The sequence below is a fragment of the Pantoea sp. SGAir0418 genome, from assembly GCF_043529865.1.
On the sequence record NZ_CP027911.1, the window covers coordinates 195,058 to 212,051 of the forward strand.

11 protein-coding genes are annotated in these 16,994 nt (G+C 57.7%); 5 read left to right on the forward strand and 6 right to left on the reverse strand.

All coding sequences use genetic code 11. The features are described from left to right. The first annotated feature begins 114 nt into the window (after positions 1–114). A complete protein-coding gene (locus C1N84_RS00880; protein ID WP_264441885.1) occupies positions 115–3,786 on the forward strand; it encodes a S6 family peptidase in 3,672 nt (1,223 codons plus the stop codon). A 148-nt stretch (positions 3,787–3,934) separates the two neighbouring features. After that, positions 3,935–5,335 carry an autotransporter domain-containing protein gene (locus C1N84_RS00885; protein ID WP_264441884.1) on the forward strand — a complete coding sequence of 467 codons (1,401 nt, stop codon included), beginning with the start codon at positions 3,935–3,937 and terminating at the stop codon, positions 5,333–5,335. 422 nt (positions 5,336–5,757) lie between these two features. Here the strand turns inward: C1N84_RS00885 and C1N84_RS00890 are convergent, their stop codons facing one another. Then, on the reverse strand, positions 5,758–9,381 hold the full coding sequence (locus tag C1N84_RS00890; protein WP_264441883.1) for a response regulator: 3,624 nt from the start codon (positions 9,379–9,381) through the stop codon (positions 5,758–5,760). Positions 9,382–9,383: 2 nt separating this feature from the next. After that, the gene (locus tag C1N84_RS00895) at positions 9,384–10,010 is read right to left on the reverse strand and encodes a response regulator (RefSeq protein ID WP_059012542.1); all 627 of its coding nucleotides are present in this window, start codon (positions 10,008–10,010) and stop codon (positions 9,384–9,386) included. Positions 10,011–10,239: 229 nt separating this feature from the next. Between C1N84_RS00895 and C1N84_RS00900 the strand changes: the two genes are divergently transcribed. After that, a complete protein-coding gene (locus tag C1N84_RS00900; protein ID WP_104094171.1) occupies positions 10,240–10,860 on the forward strand; it encodes a hypothetical protein in 621 nt (206 codons plus the stop codon). A 176-nt stretch (positions 10,861–11,036) separates the two neighbouring features. Here the strand turns inward: C1N84_RS00900 and C1N84_RS00905 are convergent, their stop codons facing one another. Then, the gene (locus C1N84_RS00905) at positions 11,037–11,384 is read right to left on the reverse strand and encodes a hypothetical protein (protein WP_136548270.1); all 348 of its coding nucleotides are present in this window, start codon (positions 11,382–11,384) and stop codon (positions 11,037–11,039) included. Between the two features lie 376 nt (positions 11,385–11,760). Continuing rightward, positions 11,761–12,945 (reverse strand): BaiN/RdsA family NAD(P)/FAD-dependent oxidoreductase, encoded by a 1,185-nt coding sequence (locus C1N84_RS00910; RefSeq protein WP_264441881.1) that lies wholly within the window; start codon positions 12,943–12,945, stop codon positions 11,761–11,763. 240 nt (positions 12,946–13,185) lie between these two features. Between C1N84_RS00910 and pitA the strand changes: the two genes are divergently transcribed. Continuing rightward, positions 13,186–14,685: an inorganic phosphate transporter PitA gene (gene pitA / locus C1N84_RS00915; protein ID WP_021508108.1), complete on the forward strand. Its 1,500-nt coding sequence runs from the start codon at positions 13,186–13,188 to the stop codon at positions 14,683–14,685. A gap of 78 nt (positions 14,686–14,763) precedes the next feature. Here the strand turns inward: pitA and uspB are convergent, their stop codons facing one another. Next, complete coding sequence (gene uspB, locus C1N84_RS00920; protein ID WP_010618665.1) at positions 14,764–15,099, reverse strand: universal stress protein UspB; 336 nt, start codon at positions 15,097–15,099, stop codon at positions 14,764–14,766. 422 nt (positions 15,100–15,521) lie between these two features. Between uspB and uspA the strand changes: the two genes are divergently transcribed. Beyond that, positions 15,522–15,959 (forward strand): universal stress protein UspA, encoded by a 438-nt coding sequence (gene uspA, locus C1N84_RS00925; RefSeq protein ID WP_021508107.1) that lies wholly within the window; start codon positions 15,522–15,524, stop codon positions 15,957–15,959. Positions 15,960–16,043: 84 nt separating this feature from the next. On the opposite strand, the gene C1N84_RS00930 is transcribed toward uspA, so the two are convergent. Then, a complete protein-coding gene (locus C1N84_RS00930; protein WP_264441880.1) occupies positions 16,044–16,934 on the reverse strand; it encodes an OmpA family protein in 891 nt (296 codons plus the stop codon). Positions 16,935–16,994: the final 60 nt, after the last annotated feature.

Consider the following 16,994-nt stretch of genomic DNA (forward strand, 5'->3'; position numbering starts at 1 on the left):
ACGCCATTTTCAGGCTTTTCTCCGGCAGATTGAGACGAGGCTTAACGGGGAATGCACCGATGTGCTTATAAAGTAGCCCGCTCAATTTTCCTCGTCATTCAGGGAATGGACATCATGAAAAAAAGCCAGCTGGCGCTGCTGATTAGTACCTTGTGCCTTAGCGGTTCACCCTATGCCGGGATTATGCGCCATGACATTGACGTGCAGGAATACCGCGATTTTGCCGAAAACCGGGGCAAATATGCTATCGGTGCCACCGATATTCCCCTCTATCGCAAAGACGGCACCTTTGAAGGCTATGTACTGGACGTGCCGATGCCGGACTTTAGCATGGTCAGCGACGAGGGTTTCAGCTCATTTATCGCGCCATCTTTTGTCACAGGTGCCAAACATGTTCGATATGTTCTGTCGCTGAATTTAGGCAAAAAAGCCAAATTTTCGCCGACTTACCGTGGCATTAACTACAATAATGATCCTACGCGAGACTTTCATTTACCGCGGGTTAATAAGGTGGTCGTCGAAAGCGCGCCTTCGCCTTACATCGGCGGTGAAGAATTATTAGCGAATCGCAGTCGCTATACCGTATTTGCCCGCCTGGGTGCCGGTTATCAGCAAATCGACGATCCAGAAAGCGGTAAATTGATACCTATCGATGGCGCCTACGTCTATAACACCGGTGGAACCTTTAAACCCGGCGCCATTACGAATTTTTATAAGGACTACATTAAGTGGAGAATTTTTTCACCTGATCACCCCTCATTTTCCCTGCTAAGTATTGGTACCCGTGGAGGTGATAGCGGTAGCCCGGTGTTTGCCTGGGACAGTGTTGAAAAACGCTGGGTACAGTTCGCTGTCCATTCTGGCGGCTATGGGGGTACTACCTACAATTATTCCTTTGCCAGTGAATTAATTAATGGAAAGCATGTGCAGGAGGTACTGGATTCCGTCAGGGATGCTGATGTTGAAGACAGCGGCAGCAGTATCCTCGAATGGCGCGGTGACAGCATTACGCAGGATGGCAAAAGCTGGCAATGGCACGGGCTTGAGCAGGCGCAGGCTGAAACCGCACCCGCCAGCGCCAGCAATGAACAGCTCGATGCCACCAAAGATCTGCGCTTCAACGGCGACGGCGGCATCATCGAGCTGGCGCAGTCGGTCAATCTCGGTGCCGGCCGCCTGCATTTTTCCAATGACTACACCCTGCGTGGCGCAGGCGACAGCAACTTCAGCTGGGTCGGCGGCGGCGTTGAGGTCGACAAGGACAAAACCGTGCTGTGGCAGGTTAACGGCCTGCAGGACGATGCGCTGCACAAAATCGGCGCCGGCACGCTACACGTTAACGCCAGCGGCATCAATCCCGGCGCGCTTAACGTTGGCGACGGCACAGTCATCCTTGACCAGCAGGCCGACGCGCAGGGACGTATACAGGCCTTCTCTACCGTCACCCTGTTCAGCGGCCGCCCGACCGTGGTACTCAACAGCGCCGATCAATTAAGCACCGACAACATCCGCTTCGGCTATCGCGGCGGTACGCTGGACGTTAACGGCCTCGATTTGACCTTCGACGATATCCTGCACAACGACAGTGGCGCGCGCATCGTTAACCGCAGCCAGACGCTGGCGCATCTCGATCTCACCGGCGATAACCGCCTGTTTCTCGGCGAGCTGGGCGAAGCGGACTCACGCGATAACCTCAACGTGACCACCCATCAGCGCTGGCAGCTGGCCGGCGGCGCGCAGCTTAATCAGCTGGCGGTGGCCGATGGTGTGCTAACGCTGAGCGGCGAACAGGTTGAGCATGCCGGGAAGGTGTTCTTTGCCAATGACTGGCAGGACAAAACGTATCACATCAACCAGCTGCAGGTGGCGCATGACGCCGCGCTAACCGTCGCTGAGCACGCTCACGTTACCAGCGACATCACGCTGGCCGACAAGGCCACGCTTAACGTGCTGGGCCGATCCACGCTGGCCGGCGACATCAACCTGAGCGGCACCGCTTCCAGCCTGATTGCCGATATCGCGCAGTACGTCAGCACGCTGGGCGAGCTGGCTTCCACCATCAGCGCCAATATCAGTGGCCAGGGCCGCGTGATTAAAAGCGGTGACGGCCGGCTGACGCTGAGCGGTGACGTCAGTAACCAGCAGGGCATTGAAGTGCAGCAGGGCGAGCTGGAAGTGAGCGGCCGGCTGCACACGCCGCTGAACATGGCCACCGGCACGCTGCTCTCCGGCGGCGGCGTCATCAATCATGCCAGCCTCGCCGATAACGTCACGCTGGCACCGGGCTGGAACAATGCGCCGGACAGCTGGTCAGCCATGCGCCTTGGCGATCTGCACCACGGGCGCGACACGGCGCTGGTGCTGAACTCCGCGTTCCGCAATAACGCCAGCGATCGCCTGCTGATCGATGGCGATCTGCAACAGCCGGACGATGCGCCGCTGTGGCTGACGGTAAAACCGCAGGCCAGCTGGATCGATAGCGATCGCAACCACAACGGCGCAGCGGATAACAATGAAGGTGTGTCGCTGGTGCAGGTCGGTGGCCAGGCGCACGCCGACAGCGTCCAGCTGGCCGGCAGCTATGTGGCGCGCGGCGCCTGGGCTTACGGTCTGTACGCCTTTGCACCGGGCCGCGCCAGTGGCGATGAGCGTCTGATGGCGGGCGAAGGGGATCAGTTCTGGGATTACCGCCTGCAAAACATTCTGCTGGCGGAAGGGGATAACCGCGAACCTTACCTGCCGGAGCCGGAGCCTGAACCGCAGCCCGAGCCTGAACCGCAACCCGAGCCTGAACCGCAGCCGGAACCGGAAAATCCGCAGGTGCCGCAGCCAGAGCCAAAACCGGAGCCAGGTAAGGTGCGCGCGGCGGTGATTCCGCAGGTGCCGGCCTACATCTCGCTGCCTGCCGCCTTCCACAGCGTGACGCATAACCTGCAAGCGCTGTTCAGCAGCAGCGCACAGCAGGCGAGCGCAGAGGGCCGTCCGGATCTGTTTGTGTCCGGCTACACCGGCGACGACCGCTATCACAGCGCGGGCGGCTTTATGGATTACGGCTACGATTTTCACAGCCGCTATCAGGGCTGGATGATTGGCAGCCGCTTCCCGCTGCAGTCCGCGCTGGCGCTGAGTGTCGGCGTCAATAAAGGCAATCTGAGCATCACACCGGAAGCGCGAGACGGCAATAGTCACGCCCGCATTGATACGCTGGGCGCCAGTGCGCTACTGAGCTGGCAGCCCGATCAGGGCCTACAGCTGGCCGTGCCAGCTGGCGTGATGCAGTACCGCGGCAGCGTCAGCACTGACCTGCGCGGTAACGTGACGCAGCTGAAAGCGCGCGGCGTGAACCTCGGGCTCGACAGCGGCTGGCGCTGGCAGTCCGGCGCGCATGCGCTAACGCCGGTGGCCGGTGTGAATGCGCAGTGGCTCGATATCAATGATTTCACCGACAGCGACGGCGCACAGGTGAGCTACGATAATCCGCTGCAATGGCAGCTCTCCGGCGGCGTAAAATACGACTTCCGCCTCAACGAGAAGCTGAAGCTGGGCGCGGAAACGCGCTACGTGCAGCACATCAGCCAGCGCGATCGGGTGGCGATTGGTGACGGCCAGCAGGCGGCGCACTTCGCCACCGGACGCGGCGGCAATAGCCTGCAGTACAGCGGTTACGCCGGCTGGCAGGTGCTGGACAATCTGGAGCTTAACACCCAGCTTCAGGGCCAGCAGCGCCTGACGCAGGAAGGCATCAGCGACTGGAATCTGCAGGCCGGTGTGAAAATCAGTTTTTAATCACGGCTCTCACCACGCATCAGCCCGGGACATGTCTTACCGGGCTTTTTTATGCTTTTCTGAAAAAAAACCAGACAAAACTTAATTGCCACGTTAGTCGGTCGCTTTAGGTTTGCGATTCTCGCTATTTTCATCCATGGAAGAGAATATGAAACTTACCCCGCTGACGCTGGTGATCAGTACGTTCTGTTATAGCCTTCCTGCATTCGCTGATGAGCGCTACCCTGCATTTTCCACATCACAAAATAATAACGTTAACGCTGCGAATATTCCGCATCCACCGGAAGCCTTTCATGGTCCATCAACCCAGGAAATCCCTGAGCTGCCGCTGATGGCGCAGGTCAGCCGCCAGACTGGCGAAGGGATTAAACAGCTTGGGAAAATGATCGCCCGCGGCTCATGGTTTGATGAGATCAATCCGGCAACCTCGGGCCTGGTGCGATCCAGCGTGCTGGCCGGCAATAACAGCCATCATTTGTGGTATTACCGGTTACAGACCATGGTCCTGACCGGGGAAAAAGATGAAGGATTGCCGAATATTAATAATCCCGGTGTCGTGGCTCCGATACCCGACCCCGGTAAAGGCGAAGCTGTCATATTGCCGCCGCCACCGCCGCCTGAGCCGGAACCGCCACAATTAGCACCCGCGCCACAAATCCCGACCTATCTCGCCCTGCCCAACATGCTGTATGCCCTCAACGACACCATGCAAACCCGCTTCCACTTCGCTGCCCGGCAGATGAGCCTGGATGATCATCACAACCTGTTTGTGTATGGCTATAGCGGCGGCGAGCGCTATCGCAGTGCGCAGGGCGATAGCGATGCCACCAGCCGCTATCAGGGCTGGATGCTGGGCGCGCGCTGGACGCCGGAAGCGGAACAGAGCCCGCTGGCCTTCAGTGCGGGCGTGCATAAAGGCGTGATGACTATGCTGTCGGATACGCCGGCGGGGCGCAGCCAGCTGCGTATGCAAACCCAGGGCATTAATGCGCTGATTGGCATTCAGCCGCCTGAGGGCTGGCAGCTGGAGATACCGCTGGGGCTGACGCATTATCGCGGCACTTTACGCCATGAAACCCAGGGGGAAGTGGCGCGGATCAGCGCCGTTAGCGGCAATATCGGCGCAGAAGCGGGCTGGCGCTGGCAGCAGGATGCGCATAGCCTGATGCCGCTGGCCGCAGCCGGTGTGCAGTGGCTGCATATTGCGGATTTTACCGAGCAACAGGGTGCGCAGGTGAACTATCAGCTGGCGCCGCAGTTCAGCCTGGCTGGCGGTGTTAAGTATGATTATCAGCCGCTGTCGTCAGTGAAGCTTGGGCTGGATGCGCGTTATGTCTGGCACAGCGGCAGGCAGAATACGCTGGATGCCGGCGATATGCGCGGATTACCGATTGAGCGCGCCCGCCACAGCGCCCAGCTGGGCGGTTACGTCAGCTGGCAGCTGCATGAAAACGTGGAGGTCGGCACGCAGTTGCAGGTGCAGCAGCGGCTGGATCGCCCCGGCGTGAGCGACTGGAATGTGCTGAGCGGAGTAAAAGTGGCGTTTTAAACCAGTAAAAGGATGCAGATTGTTGTAGCGGCACGATTTATCGCGCAATTTTAATTACCGCACCGCGGCGGAATGCGCAATAAATTGCGCCGCTACCACCCGTGCAGTTATCTGCGGCATCACATGGAAGGGATATCTGCGCGAGAAATCACGCCATCATGATTCATCGCGGATGCGATTTCTGCACTGTCCAGTCGCACGAACCGTAGCGGCGCGATTCATCGCGCAATTTCAATTACCGCACCGCGGCGGAATGCGCGATAAATTGCGCCGCTACAACCCGTGCGGTTATCAGCGGCATCACATGGAAGGGATATCTGCACGATAAGTCGCGCCATCTGCGGATGCGATCTCTGCACTGTCCAGTCGCACAAACCGTAGCGGCGCGATTTATCGCGCATTTCAATTACCGCACCGCGCCATCACGACGCCTGCAAATAATGCACTACCGACTGGTTCAGCGTATCCAGCTTCTCTTCCAGCAGCAGAAGCCCTTCGCGGATGACCTCCTGATCTTCAGCGCTTTGGCAGGCGCGCTCGATCTGCCCGCACAGATCATCGATCTCGCCGGCGTAAATGATCTGCGCCGATCCGCCCAGCCGGTGCAGCGATGAGGCCAGTGCCGGCCAGTCCTGTGCATCAAAATGGCGCCAGCACTGCTGCATATCGTTGCGGCTCTCCTCGCCGACCTTCGCCAGCATCTTCGCCACCATCGCATCGTCGTGATACACCATGGCGCGCAGCGATTCGAGCGACAGCAGCGAATCCAGCGCCGGCACTTCGGCGGCCGGCTCGTTGCTGCTCAGCAGCTCGGCCAGCTTGTCAATTTTCAGCGGCTTGAACAGGCAGGCATTCATGCCCGCTTCCAGACAGCGCACGCGCACGTCCGACTGCGCATTCGCCGTCAGACCAAAAATTTTCACCGCGTTGCCGCTGCGGCGCAGGGTCTGCGTCAGTTCGATGCCGCTCATGCCCGGCATATTGCAGTCGGTAATGATCAGATCGAACGCCTGATGCGCCAGCAGCGCCAGCGCCTCTTCGCCGCTGCTGGCTTCGCTGATCTGCTGGCCCAGCTCGCTGAGCTGGCTTCGCAGCAGCAGGCGGTTGGCCGGATGGTCGTCGACCACCAGAATATTCAGCTGCGGCAGCGCACGGCTGCGCGCCACGCGGGTTTTCTCCAGCAGCTTGCGCGCCCGGCGTGCCGGCATCATCACGTTAAGCTGAATCAGCGTGCCGCGTCCCGGCTGGCTGTTGAGGTTCATGGTGCCCTGCATCTTCTCCAGCAGCTGGGCGCTAATCACCAGGCCAAGGCCGGTGCCGGTCTGCTTGCGGCCCTCTTCGGTCTGGGCAAACGGCTGAAACAGTTTGGCCTGGTCGGCAGCGTTGATGCCCACGCCGCTGTCTTCGATCTCAATCTCCAGCTCCAGCGAACCGTCTTCCCACTCATGACCAATCACCCGCACTTCAACACCGCCTTCGTGGGTAAACTTGATGGCGTTATTGATGTAATTGGCGATCACCTGGCGGAAGCGTGCCGCATCGATAAACACTTCCAGCCCCGGCGGCGTGTCGCTGTGGTAGTGCAGCGTCAGATTTTTGCCGCTGGCCATGCCGTCAAACAACCGCACCACCGGCAGCACCAGCTGCTCGGTGCTGACCCACTCCGGCATCAGCTCCAGCTGGCCGCTCTCAATCTTGGCCATGTCGAGGATATCGCCAATCAGCCCCAGCAGCGTGTTGGCCGACTCGTAGGCGATCTGAATGGCTTCGTTATCGCGCTGTTTGCGCCCTTCCAGCTCCAGCAGGCCGATGATGGCGCTGATCGGCGTGCGGATCTCATGGCTCATGGTGGCGAGGAACGAACTCTTGGCACGGTTGGCTTCATCCGCCACCTTTTTCTCCGCCTGCAGCGCCAGCATCAGCAGTTCGTAGGCGGTAACATCCTGCCAGCCGCAGATCAGCCCGGTAATATTGCCCTGCGCATCGCGCTGCTCCTGCGCCCAGTGGTGCACCATGCGCGCTTCGCTGCCGTTTTCGATCTCAATTTCCAGATCCTGGGCGGTATCGCCCCACAGACTGTTATGCGCCAGCGCCACCAGTTCCGGATCGTTGACCGCTTCCGGGCTCATCAGCGGATAGAGTTTGCTGATGAGAGGCGACAGCGGATGGCGCTGATCGTAAAGCGAAAAACTCAGGCGCTGCGCGTCGACGCCGGCAAAAAAGCGCTGAAACGCACCGTTAGCACTGACCACGTTCCAGTTGCGATCCAGCACGTAGACCGGCGTTGGCAGGCCATTCAGCAGCGCATCACGAAAGCGCAGTTCAGCCTGCAGGTCAGCTTCTGCGCGACGGCGATGCTTCACCTCTTTGCCGCGATAGTTAACCCACGCCAGACAGGCGATCAGCAGCAGCGCGGTCAGCAGAGTGATGGCGTAAAACTGCGCGCGGTACAGCGGCCAGGTGGTGCGCGTAGTCTGCGGTGTGCCCTGCCAGCGGCTGGCAATCAGCGAGATTTCGCTCGGCTGAATGTCGGCCAGCGCCTTATCAATAATGCTCAGCAACTCCGGCTGATCGCGGCTGACGGCAAAGCTCAGCTCCACCGGCGGCAGCGCCAGACGCGACACGATCTTCAGCGGCTGCTGCGCGTAGCGCGCCAGTAATGTGTTCACGCTCAGCTGGTTATCGATCAGCCCGGCGACCTTGCCCTCCTGCAATAGCTGCAGCGCCAGGCTGGCGTTATCCACTTCAGACAACTGCAGCGTGGGGAAACGATCCAGCAGCGCCTGACGCGCCGGATTGCCTTTGACGATACTGAGCTTCATGCCGGGATAGAGAGCCTGCGGCGCATCAGGCTGGTCCGGCACCAGCAGCACCAGCGGCACCTTCAGGTAAGGTCGGGTAAAGCGCACTGCCTCCTGATGGCCGCCATCCTGCGCCACCGCTGCCAGCATCGCTACCTGATGCTGCTCCAGTTGCTGTACGCCGTCACGCCACGAATACGCCGGCACCGGGGTGAAAAACAGCCCGGTGCGCAGCTGGATCAGATGCAGCAGATCGGCGCTAATGCCCTGAAATTCACCCTGCTCATCCAGCAGCGCCAGCGGTGCGGAGAACGGATTGAACCCCACTTTCACCTGCGCATGCTGCTGCAGCCACTGCTGCTCGCGCGGCGTCAGGCTGAGCGGCTCCTGCAGGCGCCAGACGTCCGGCCGCTGCGTCCACTGCCGCGAAATCAGCCGATGCTGTTCGCCGGGAATGGCGGCGATGGTGGCATTCAGCGCTTTCAACAGCGGCTGATTATCGGCTTTCACCACCAGACGGCTGCCGTACAGCGCGTCTTGCGGCAAAATCGCTGCCAGCGCCAGCTGATTGACATAGCTGCGCTCAATCAAAAACGTCGCCGCCTGCAGGCTGCCGAGCGCATAGTCCGCTTCGCCACTGGCCACTGCCGCCAGCGCCGCCTGGCTGGAGGGATAACGCACTATACTGGCCTGCGGAAAACGCTGTTTGATTTGAGCATCGGTCAAAAAGCCTTCGCGCATGGCGAGGCGCAGCGGCGCATCGTAGGGCACCGGCTGTGAGGCCTGCTTCTCCGCAGCAATCACCACCGGACGATCGATGAGAAAACTGTCTGTCGCCCTGAAGGCCGCCGCATCGTGCAGTTCGCGCCCCGGCGAGCTAAACAAGGCGTCCGCCGCGCCGCTTTTCACCGCTGCCTGCGCCGCCGTCTGACTGGGATAACGCACCATCACCGCCTGCACGCCAAGATTACGCGCCAGCAGTTGCAGATAATCGGCGTAGATCCCTTCCACGCTGTTGCCGCTGCCCGCTGCCTCCTGAAAGATCAGATAAGGCGGCAGCTCCGGTGCCCACACCGCGATGCGCAGCTCATGTTTAATGCGCAGCCAGCGCCACTCGTCACCGCTCAACTCAATATGCATCGGTGCCAGCTTTTCACGGCTGAACAACTGAAATATTTCGGGCTGCGGCTGGGCGGCCAGTAGCGGGCTCAACAGCAGCAGAAGCAGAGTGACCAGGCGCAGCATCGCTACTCCATATGATTACGATTGGCAAAGGCAAAGAGATCGCGCAGGCTCTGACAATGCAACTTATCCAGCAGACGGCTTTTATAAGTAGAAACGGTTTTATTGCTAAGATTCATGCGGTTAGCAATGCGCATGTTATCCAGCCCCTTCAACAGGTAGTTAAATACCTGAAATTCCTGCGGCGACAGCGATTCCAGTAGCCGGATATCGGGATGAGTGCTGCTCTGTTCCGGTGGTGCATTAATACCGGCTAACGGAAAGTAGCCATAACCATTTTGTGCCGCCCGAATTGCGGTGATGATTTCCGGCAAATTGTCTTTTTTACTGATAAAACCATTTGCGCCACAGCGAATACTCTGTATTGCATAGAAACTCTGATTCTTACCTGAGACGATAATAATAATACCCGGAAAACTCCTGGCGCGCAGAGTTTTTACTACTTCAATACCATTTATCGAGTGAATATCAATATCCATTACGACGATTTCCGGGTAATGCTGATCAACCAGCTCGAGTGCTTCGCGACCATCATCAGTTTCGGCAATTAAGGTATGCCCTTCTTTTTCAAGTAAAAAAGTTACAGCCATACGCGCCATGGGATGATCGTCGACGACGATAAAGTTCGCCATGATTCATTTCCTGTCAGTAGCCAAATATAAACTTCCTCTATCCAACTATTAGACTAATAAATTCAACAAATAATCAATAATAATCAAATAACAAAACGTAGGCCACGTCCTACACGGCACCGATGAACAATCCCATATCTTTGTAAGAACATTAATCGTATGATCTTCATGTCGCAATTAATCACCCTGTAAACAATTTCACAAACCGTCATAAAATAAGAGCACAAAAATGGGAATGGATATTCTGTTCAACACTGGTGACGATAATAAATCAAAAAAAATCATTATTGCGCTAAGCTGCAATTTTGCACTGACGGGTTTACACGAGCTTTGCCGTTCACTCCCGGGATGTGAAGTGCAAACGATACTGGGTGCGCCAGAAGCGATATCAGATGAGCTCATGTTTAGTTATGCCGATTTAGTGATTACCGACCTGCCTCGTGATGCGGCAGGTCTGGCAGAGTTACTTCTCATTCCTGAATGGTTCAAAGGCAGCACGTTGATTTTATTGGATGAAGAAGCTAAGGCGATGCGTCGCACACTCTTGGATGCAGACTTCAGTGATGTAGTAATGAAAAAAGAAAAATTAACGACGCTGCATCAGGTAATACATAATCTGTTGCAAGCTAAACCTGAATCGGTTGAAGAACAGTTAATCGGGAAAAACGCCCTCATACGTGAAAAACGCGTCATTTGCGCTTTATTACGCGGAGTGAAACCGTCTTTGATTGCCCGAGAGATGGGACTGCACCCACGTGAAATCAGTCGTAGCAAAATTAATTGCCTGGCAAGAAGCGGTTTTTCATCGCTTAATGCCATGCTGGCGTGCGCATCAAGGACATCACAATGATGTCACTTTTAGTTAATAAAATTTTCTTGCGTTAACAGCGCTCGATTTTTGACACGGAGGGAATAATCCGATAACAACAAAATGCTAACTTTAACAGCGCGACAAAATTTTGTTGTAGCAGCATCCTTTCAGGCTTTAATTTCCCCTGCCATGGCGTGTCCAAAACAAATCAGACGTTAAATACAACCTATCCATACATCGCCTGTCTGGTCGAAAAGGAAAAATTTCCCGGCTGCAGGGCTGATCACCAGCCTTAGCTTACACCTTTGCGGCTGCAGCTCCCCCAGCGCCAGCGTGCGCGCGTCATTGAAATCCGTCACCAGCGCCGGAAAATGCGCCATGCCGTTAATCTGCGCCCGGTACTCGCGCATCATGCCGCGTCGCAGGTGCTGCACATCGTTAGTGAGCCAGCGCGGCAGGCTGTTCGCCAGCTGATGCGCTGCCACCGGCCCTCCGGTATAAGCCAGCAAACGCACGCGCGCCTGGCGCGGCGGCTGAATAAAGTGGTGAATGAACCAATCCATGTATGCGTCTTTCATCCCTGCGCTTCCCCTGTGCTGACCGGCTGGCCTCAGGCTATTTTAAGGACTGGCAGGTTTAAGGTTAATGAGACCAGGCCTACGCGCCGGTCAGTGCAGTCTGACAAATGGGGGAGATTCTTAGTCGTTTGGGTTTGGGTTTGCCCTCACCCCGGCCCTCTCCCGCAAGCGGGAGAGGGAGCGGTCCGCTGCGGGCGGGGAATGCCGTGCGTCACATGAGTTAACCAGGAAGGCGCTGCGGGTGAAAAGTGTGAAAGGTATGCACCGCCTAGTTTCCTCTCCCAACCGGCACCGGCCAGTTCCCTCTTCCGCTTGCGGGAGAGGGTTAGGGTGAGGGAAAAACCACTCTGAATTCAAACCATTAAACCGCCTGCGCGCACGCCCACGCTGAGCTCCACGCCCACTGGAAATTGTAGCCACCGAGCCAGCCCGTCACGTCCACCACTTCGCCGATGAAATAGAGCCCCGGCACGTCGCGCGCTTCCATGGTCTTTGACGACAGCTGCGAAGTATCCACGCCGCCCAGCGTCACTTCGGCGGTACGATAGCCTTCGGTGCCGTTTGGCTGCACGCGCCACTGGTGCAGCGTGGTCACCAGCTCGCTCTGCTGCTTGCTGTTGAGCTGCTTCAGCGTCACGTCCGGAATCTGCTGCAGCTCCTGCAGCACTTCCACCAGCCGCTTCGGCAGGATCTTCGCCAGGCTGTTTTTCAGGCTGAGGTTGGGATGCGCCGCGCGCTGCACCTCGATAAAATCGTCCAGCGCGGTCTCCGGCGACAGGTTGACGGTGACAAACTCGCCCGGCTGCCAGTAGCTGGAGATCTGCAGCACCGCCGGACCGGAGAGGCCGCGGTGGGTAAACAGCATCGCCTCTTTAAACAGCGTACCGTCCTGAGCGGTAATGGTGGTCGGCAGCGCCACGCCGGAAAGCGTGTTCAGTTGCTCCAGCAGCGGCTTATGCAGCGTAAACGGTACCAGCGCGGCGCGCGTTGGATGGACGCGCAGGCCAAACTGTTCCGCCACCTTATAACCGAACGGTGTTGCCCCCAGTCCCGGCATCGACAAACCACCGCTGGCGATCACCAGCTTGTCCGCGCGAACCGCCGAGCCATTCAGCTGCAGCGTGTAACCGTCGTCGTCGCGCGCCACGCTCAGCACTTCGCTGCGCAGTCGCAGCGTCACCTGGCCGGCTTCACACTCCTTCAGCAGCAGATCAACAATCTGCTGCGCCGAATCATCGCAGAACAGCTGGCCGAGAGTTTTCTCGTGCCAGGCGATGCCGTGACGATTAACCAGATCGATGAAATCCCACTGGGTGTAACGCGCCAGCGCCGATTTACAGAAATGTGGATTGTGCGACAGGTACGCCGCCGGTTCGGTGTAGAGATTGGTGAAGTTGCAGCGGCCGCCGCCGGACATCAGGATTTTGCGCCCTGCCTTCTTGCCGTTATCCAGCAGCAATACGCGACGGCCCAATTGCCCGGCCTGTGCCGCGCAGAACATGCCGGCCGCGCCTGCACCAATAATGATAACGTCAAACTTTTCCACTGCCTTAACCCACCTGATTGAAAGGCGCTGATTGTAGAGATCTGCGGCTTTTCGCGCCAGCGACAAAAAATTGCCGTAAATGTGTCATATTGTAACTTGCTCATTTTCCGGTCTTTTTGTCCTTAATTACCTGCCGGATGACAAATTTAAGACAAAAAAGAGCTATATTTTTCTTTCCCATAGCGCACGTTGTCGCAGATAATGCGCCGCGTTCATGTCCTCCAAAATGGCGTAACGTTTATGCTACATCTGTTTGCTGGTCTTGACCTAAGCACCGGCCTGTTATTGGTTCTTGCTCTGCTGTTTGTGTTGTTTTACGAAGCAATCAACGGCTTTCACGACACTGCCAACGCGGTCGCTACAGTCATTTACACCCGTGCGATGCGGGCGCAACTGGCGGTTGTGATGGCCGGTGTGTTCAACTTCTTAGGTGTGCTGCTCGGCGGTTTGAGCGTGGCTTATGCCATCGTGCATATGCTGCCAACCGATTTGCTGTTGAATGTCGGTTCGGCGCATGGGCTCGCCATGGTGTTCTCCATGTTGCTGGCGGCGATTATCTGGAACCTCGGTACCTGGTATCTCGGCTTACCGGCGTCCAGTTCGCACACGCTGATCGGCGCCATCATCGGTATTGGTCTCACCAATGCGCTGATGACCGGCACGTCGGTAGTGGATGCGCTGAACCTGCCGAAAGTCATCAATATTTTCCTCTCCCTGATTCTGTCGCCGATTGTTGGTCTGATCATTGCGGGTGGCCTGATTTTCCTGCTGCGTCGCTACTGGAGCAGCACCAAAAAACGGGCTCGCATCCACATGACGCCTGCTGACCGCGAGAAGATCGACGGCAAGAAAAAGCCGCCGTTCTGGACGCGTATCGCGCTGATTGTCTCCGCCATTGGCGTGAGCTACTCGCACGGTGCCAACGACGGTCAGAAAGGCATCGGCCTGATCATGCTGGTGCTGATTGGCGTCGCGCCGGCGGGCTTTGTGGTGAATATGAATGCCTCCGGTTATGACATCACCCGTACGCGCGATGCGGTGAACCATCTGGAGCAGTATTACCAGCAGCACGGCCAGTCGCTGACGCACATCGTGCAGATGGCGCCACCGGCGGTGCCGACGCCGGAAGAGTCGCTCGGCGGCCCGCAGGAGTTCCATTGTGATAGCTCCCGTGCGCTCGATGCGATTAACCGTGCGCAGGGTCTGCTGGGTAATCTGCAGAGCTACAGCGATCTCACGCCTGACCAGCGCGGTCAGATGCGTCGTCTGCTGCTATGCATCTCCGACACCGCGGACAAAGCCGCTAAGCTGCCGGAGACCAGCGCCGACGATAAGCGCTTCCTCAATAAGCTGAAAGGCGATCTGCTCGGCACCATCGAGTATGCGCCGGTATGGATTATCGTGGCGGTCGCGCTGGCGCTCGGCATCGGTACCATGATTGGCTGGCGCCGCGTGGCGACCACCATCGGCGAGAAGATCGGTAAAAAAGGCATGACGTATGCGCAGGGCATGTCGGCCCAGGTAACGGCGGCGGTGTCGATTGGTATCGCCAGCTACACCGGGATGCCGGTTTCGACCACGCACATTCTGTCATCGTCGGTTGCCGGTACCATGCTGGTAGATGGCGGCGGTCTGCAAAGCCGCACCATCAAAAATATCGCGATGGCCTGGGTATTCACCCTGCCGGTGTGTATTTTGCTGTCTGGCTCGCTGTACTGGATTGCGCTGAAGCTGATTTAACGCTTCAGCGTTGCAGGGTTCTGTCGTAGTGCGTTGCGAATACAACACAGCGCGCCGCGACAGAACCCGCTCCCCCTCTCAGTGCCAAATCGCTAAGGCGATCAGGCTCACCACCACCAGAAAACACAGCCCGCTGGTCAGAACAAACTGACCGCGCACCCGCTCGCAGCGACGAATAAATTCATCGTCGTGATGATCGCGATAGCGTTTCTCCCAGATATAGCGCACCAGCCGCACCTGCTTGCTCGGCTGACCGTGGGACGTAAAGAAACCGGCACCATCAACATACTGATACAGCAACGGATCGCACCCGCGCAGCACCGCCAGCAGTGAGCGCAACGATGAGAAGTAACGCGCCATATTCACCAGACAAACCACACACAGAGCCCAAAAAAGCGCGATAGTGCTGATCATGTTCCCCTCCCGGCTGGAGCCGCAATGACGTTACCTGCAGCGGGGAAAAGCTGCAGACGCCCCACGGGAAATAAGCCAGCCACAGATGAATCGAATTGCATTGTTGTTATGCGGACCTGAGCGCGCTACCCGGACGGGAGTGGCCCTCATTTTCAGTGTAGGAGATCTGTTTAAATTTTTTCCAGCGATGATTTTCGTTCAGCGCGAGCGAAAAAAGCGATAACCCATGATCTGACTCACAGCCGGGCTTCGGTTTGCAGCATTTGCTACCTACTCTGGCTATACTCGGGATATAACAATTATTCGCCTGCGTGGCTGACATTGTGGTTGGTGGCGCTTCATCGCCGTTACGCGCAAAGGATTACGCCAGCCGAACGGCAGGAATTCGGGTTGCCCCAGAATCTTGAGAAAGGAGTTTTATCATGGCTTATAAACACATCCTGATTGCAGTAGACCTTTCCCCGGAAAGCCAGTTACTGGTTGATAAAGCGGTATCACTGGCCCGTCCTTATGATGCAAAAATCTCGCTGATTCACGTTGATGTGAACTATTCAGATCTCTACACCGGGCTGATTGACGTCAACCTCGGCGACATGCAGAAGCGAATTTCGGAAGAGACACATACCGCGCTGCGCGAGCTCTCCACCAACGCCGGTTACCCGATTAGCGAAACCCTGAGCGGCAGCGGCGATCTCGGCCAGGTGCTGGTGGACGCGATTAAAAAATACGATGTCGATTTGGTGGTGTGCGGCCATCATCAGGATTTCTGGAGCAAGCTGATGTCGTCAGCGCGCCAGCTGATCAATACCGTGCATATCGATATGCTGATTGTGCCGCTGCGCGACGAGGAAGAGGAATAACCAGTAAAAAAGCCCCTCGGACCGAGGGGCAAAAGACTGCAATAACAGAACAACTACAACATGGCTTAGGGAAATGAGTGACGCTTACGGCTGTTGGTTCAGCGCCAGCCGTACGACGACCCGGCGATTCGGCGCGTTACAGGCAATCTGTGCGGCGCGCGATCCTTCACAATACTCCACCACCGGTTCACTGCTGCCCGCGCTGCTGGCGCGGATCACCGTGGCCGGCAGGCCGCCGTCAATCAGCATCTGGCGTACCGTAGCAGCGCGCTGCTGGCCGAGCTGGCGGTTGGCGCTGGCGTTACCAATCGGGTCGGTGTGACCAATCACTTCGAGGCTTTTCAGCTCGGCGCGATCGCGCTGCAGCTCGGCAATCAGCGCACCGACCGCGCGGCGGCCGGCGGCGGAGATATCGCCAATGGACGATTTGCCAAAGTTAAACAGCACGTCACCGGCCAGCACGTAGTCTTTGTAGCTGCGCGGCGCGAGGTTGTCACACTTCACTACCGATGATGCGCGCGACAGCGCGTGGATCTGCTGCTGCGCTCCGTTGAGTTCCCGCTCCGCCTGCTGGCGGCTGACCACCTGCGGCTGGCCAGTGGTGACGTTGCCGAGGCGCACAAAGTAGGTGGTGCCGCCGGCAAAGTTGTCGCGCCACGCCTGGGCGCGCTTGCCGCTGTAGCGCGGCGCGTCTTTCATGTAGTTATCCAGCGAGTGGCTGCCCGGTTTGAGGCAGAAGACGCTGAAGCCACCCGGCAGCAGCGCGGTCTGGAATTCGCCATCAACATACACGTGCGCCGCGTCTTTGCCCGTCTGGGCAAGGGTGCGGTAGTACACTACCTGAGTCTGCGATGCCGGTACGCCGCTCACCGGCTGATACAGTTCACCGAACGGTTTTGCTGCCAGCGCGGTATGACTAAAGGTGGCGGAACCGGCCAGCAGTGCGGCCAGCAGGGTAAGGCTGAAAGTTTTCATAACTCCTCCACGGGTGCCCACAAGGGCACCCGATTAGTATTGATGGTTAACAGGTTAAAA

Excerpts from the sequence above, each read along its gene's own strand:
- C1N84_RS00880 (WP_264441885.1), top strand. The coding sequence starts at position 115 with ATGAAAAAAAGCCAGCTGGCGCTGCTGATTAGTACCTTGTGCCTTAGC.
- C1N84_RS00885 (WP_264441884.1), top strand. The coding sequence starts at position 3,935 with ATGAAACTTACCCCGCTGACGCTGGTGATCAGTACGTTCTGTTATAGC.
- C1N84_RS00890 (WP_264441883.1), bottom strand. The coding sequence starts at position 9,381 with ATGCTGCGCCTGGTCACTCTGCTTCTGCTGCTGTTGAGCCCGCTACTG.
- C1N84_RS00895 (WP_059012542.1), bottom strand. The coding sequence starts at position 10,010 with ATGGCGAACTTTATCGTCGTCGACGATCATCCCATGGCGCGTATGGCT.
- C1N84_RS00900 (WP_104094171.1), top strand. The coding sequence starts at position 10,240 with ATGGGAATGGATATTCTGTTCAACACTGGTGACGATAATAAATCAAAA.
- C1N84_RS00905 (WP_136548270.1), bottom strand. The coding sequence starts at position 11,384 with ATGGATTGGTTCATTCACCACTTTATTCAGCCGCCGCGCCAGGCGCGC.
- pitA (WP_021508108.1), top strand. The coding sequence starts at position 13,186 with ATGCTACATCTGTTTGCTGGTCTTGACCTAAGCACCGGCCTGTTATTG.
- uspB (WP_010618665.1), bottom strand. The coding sequence starts at position 15,099 with ATGATCAGCACTATCGCGCTTTTTTGGGCTCTGTGTGTGGTTTGTCTG.
- uspA (WP_021508107.1), top strand. The coding sequence starts at position 15,522 with ATGGCTTATAAACACATCCTGATTGCAGTAGACCTTTCCCCGGAAAGC.
- C1N84_RS00930 (WP_264441880.1), bottom strand. The coding sequence starts at position 16,934 with ATGAAAACTTTCAGCCTTACCCTGCTGGCCGCACTGCTGGCCGGTTCC.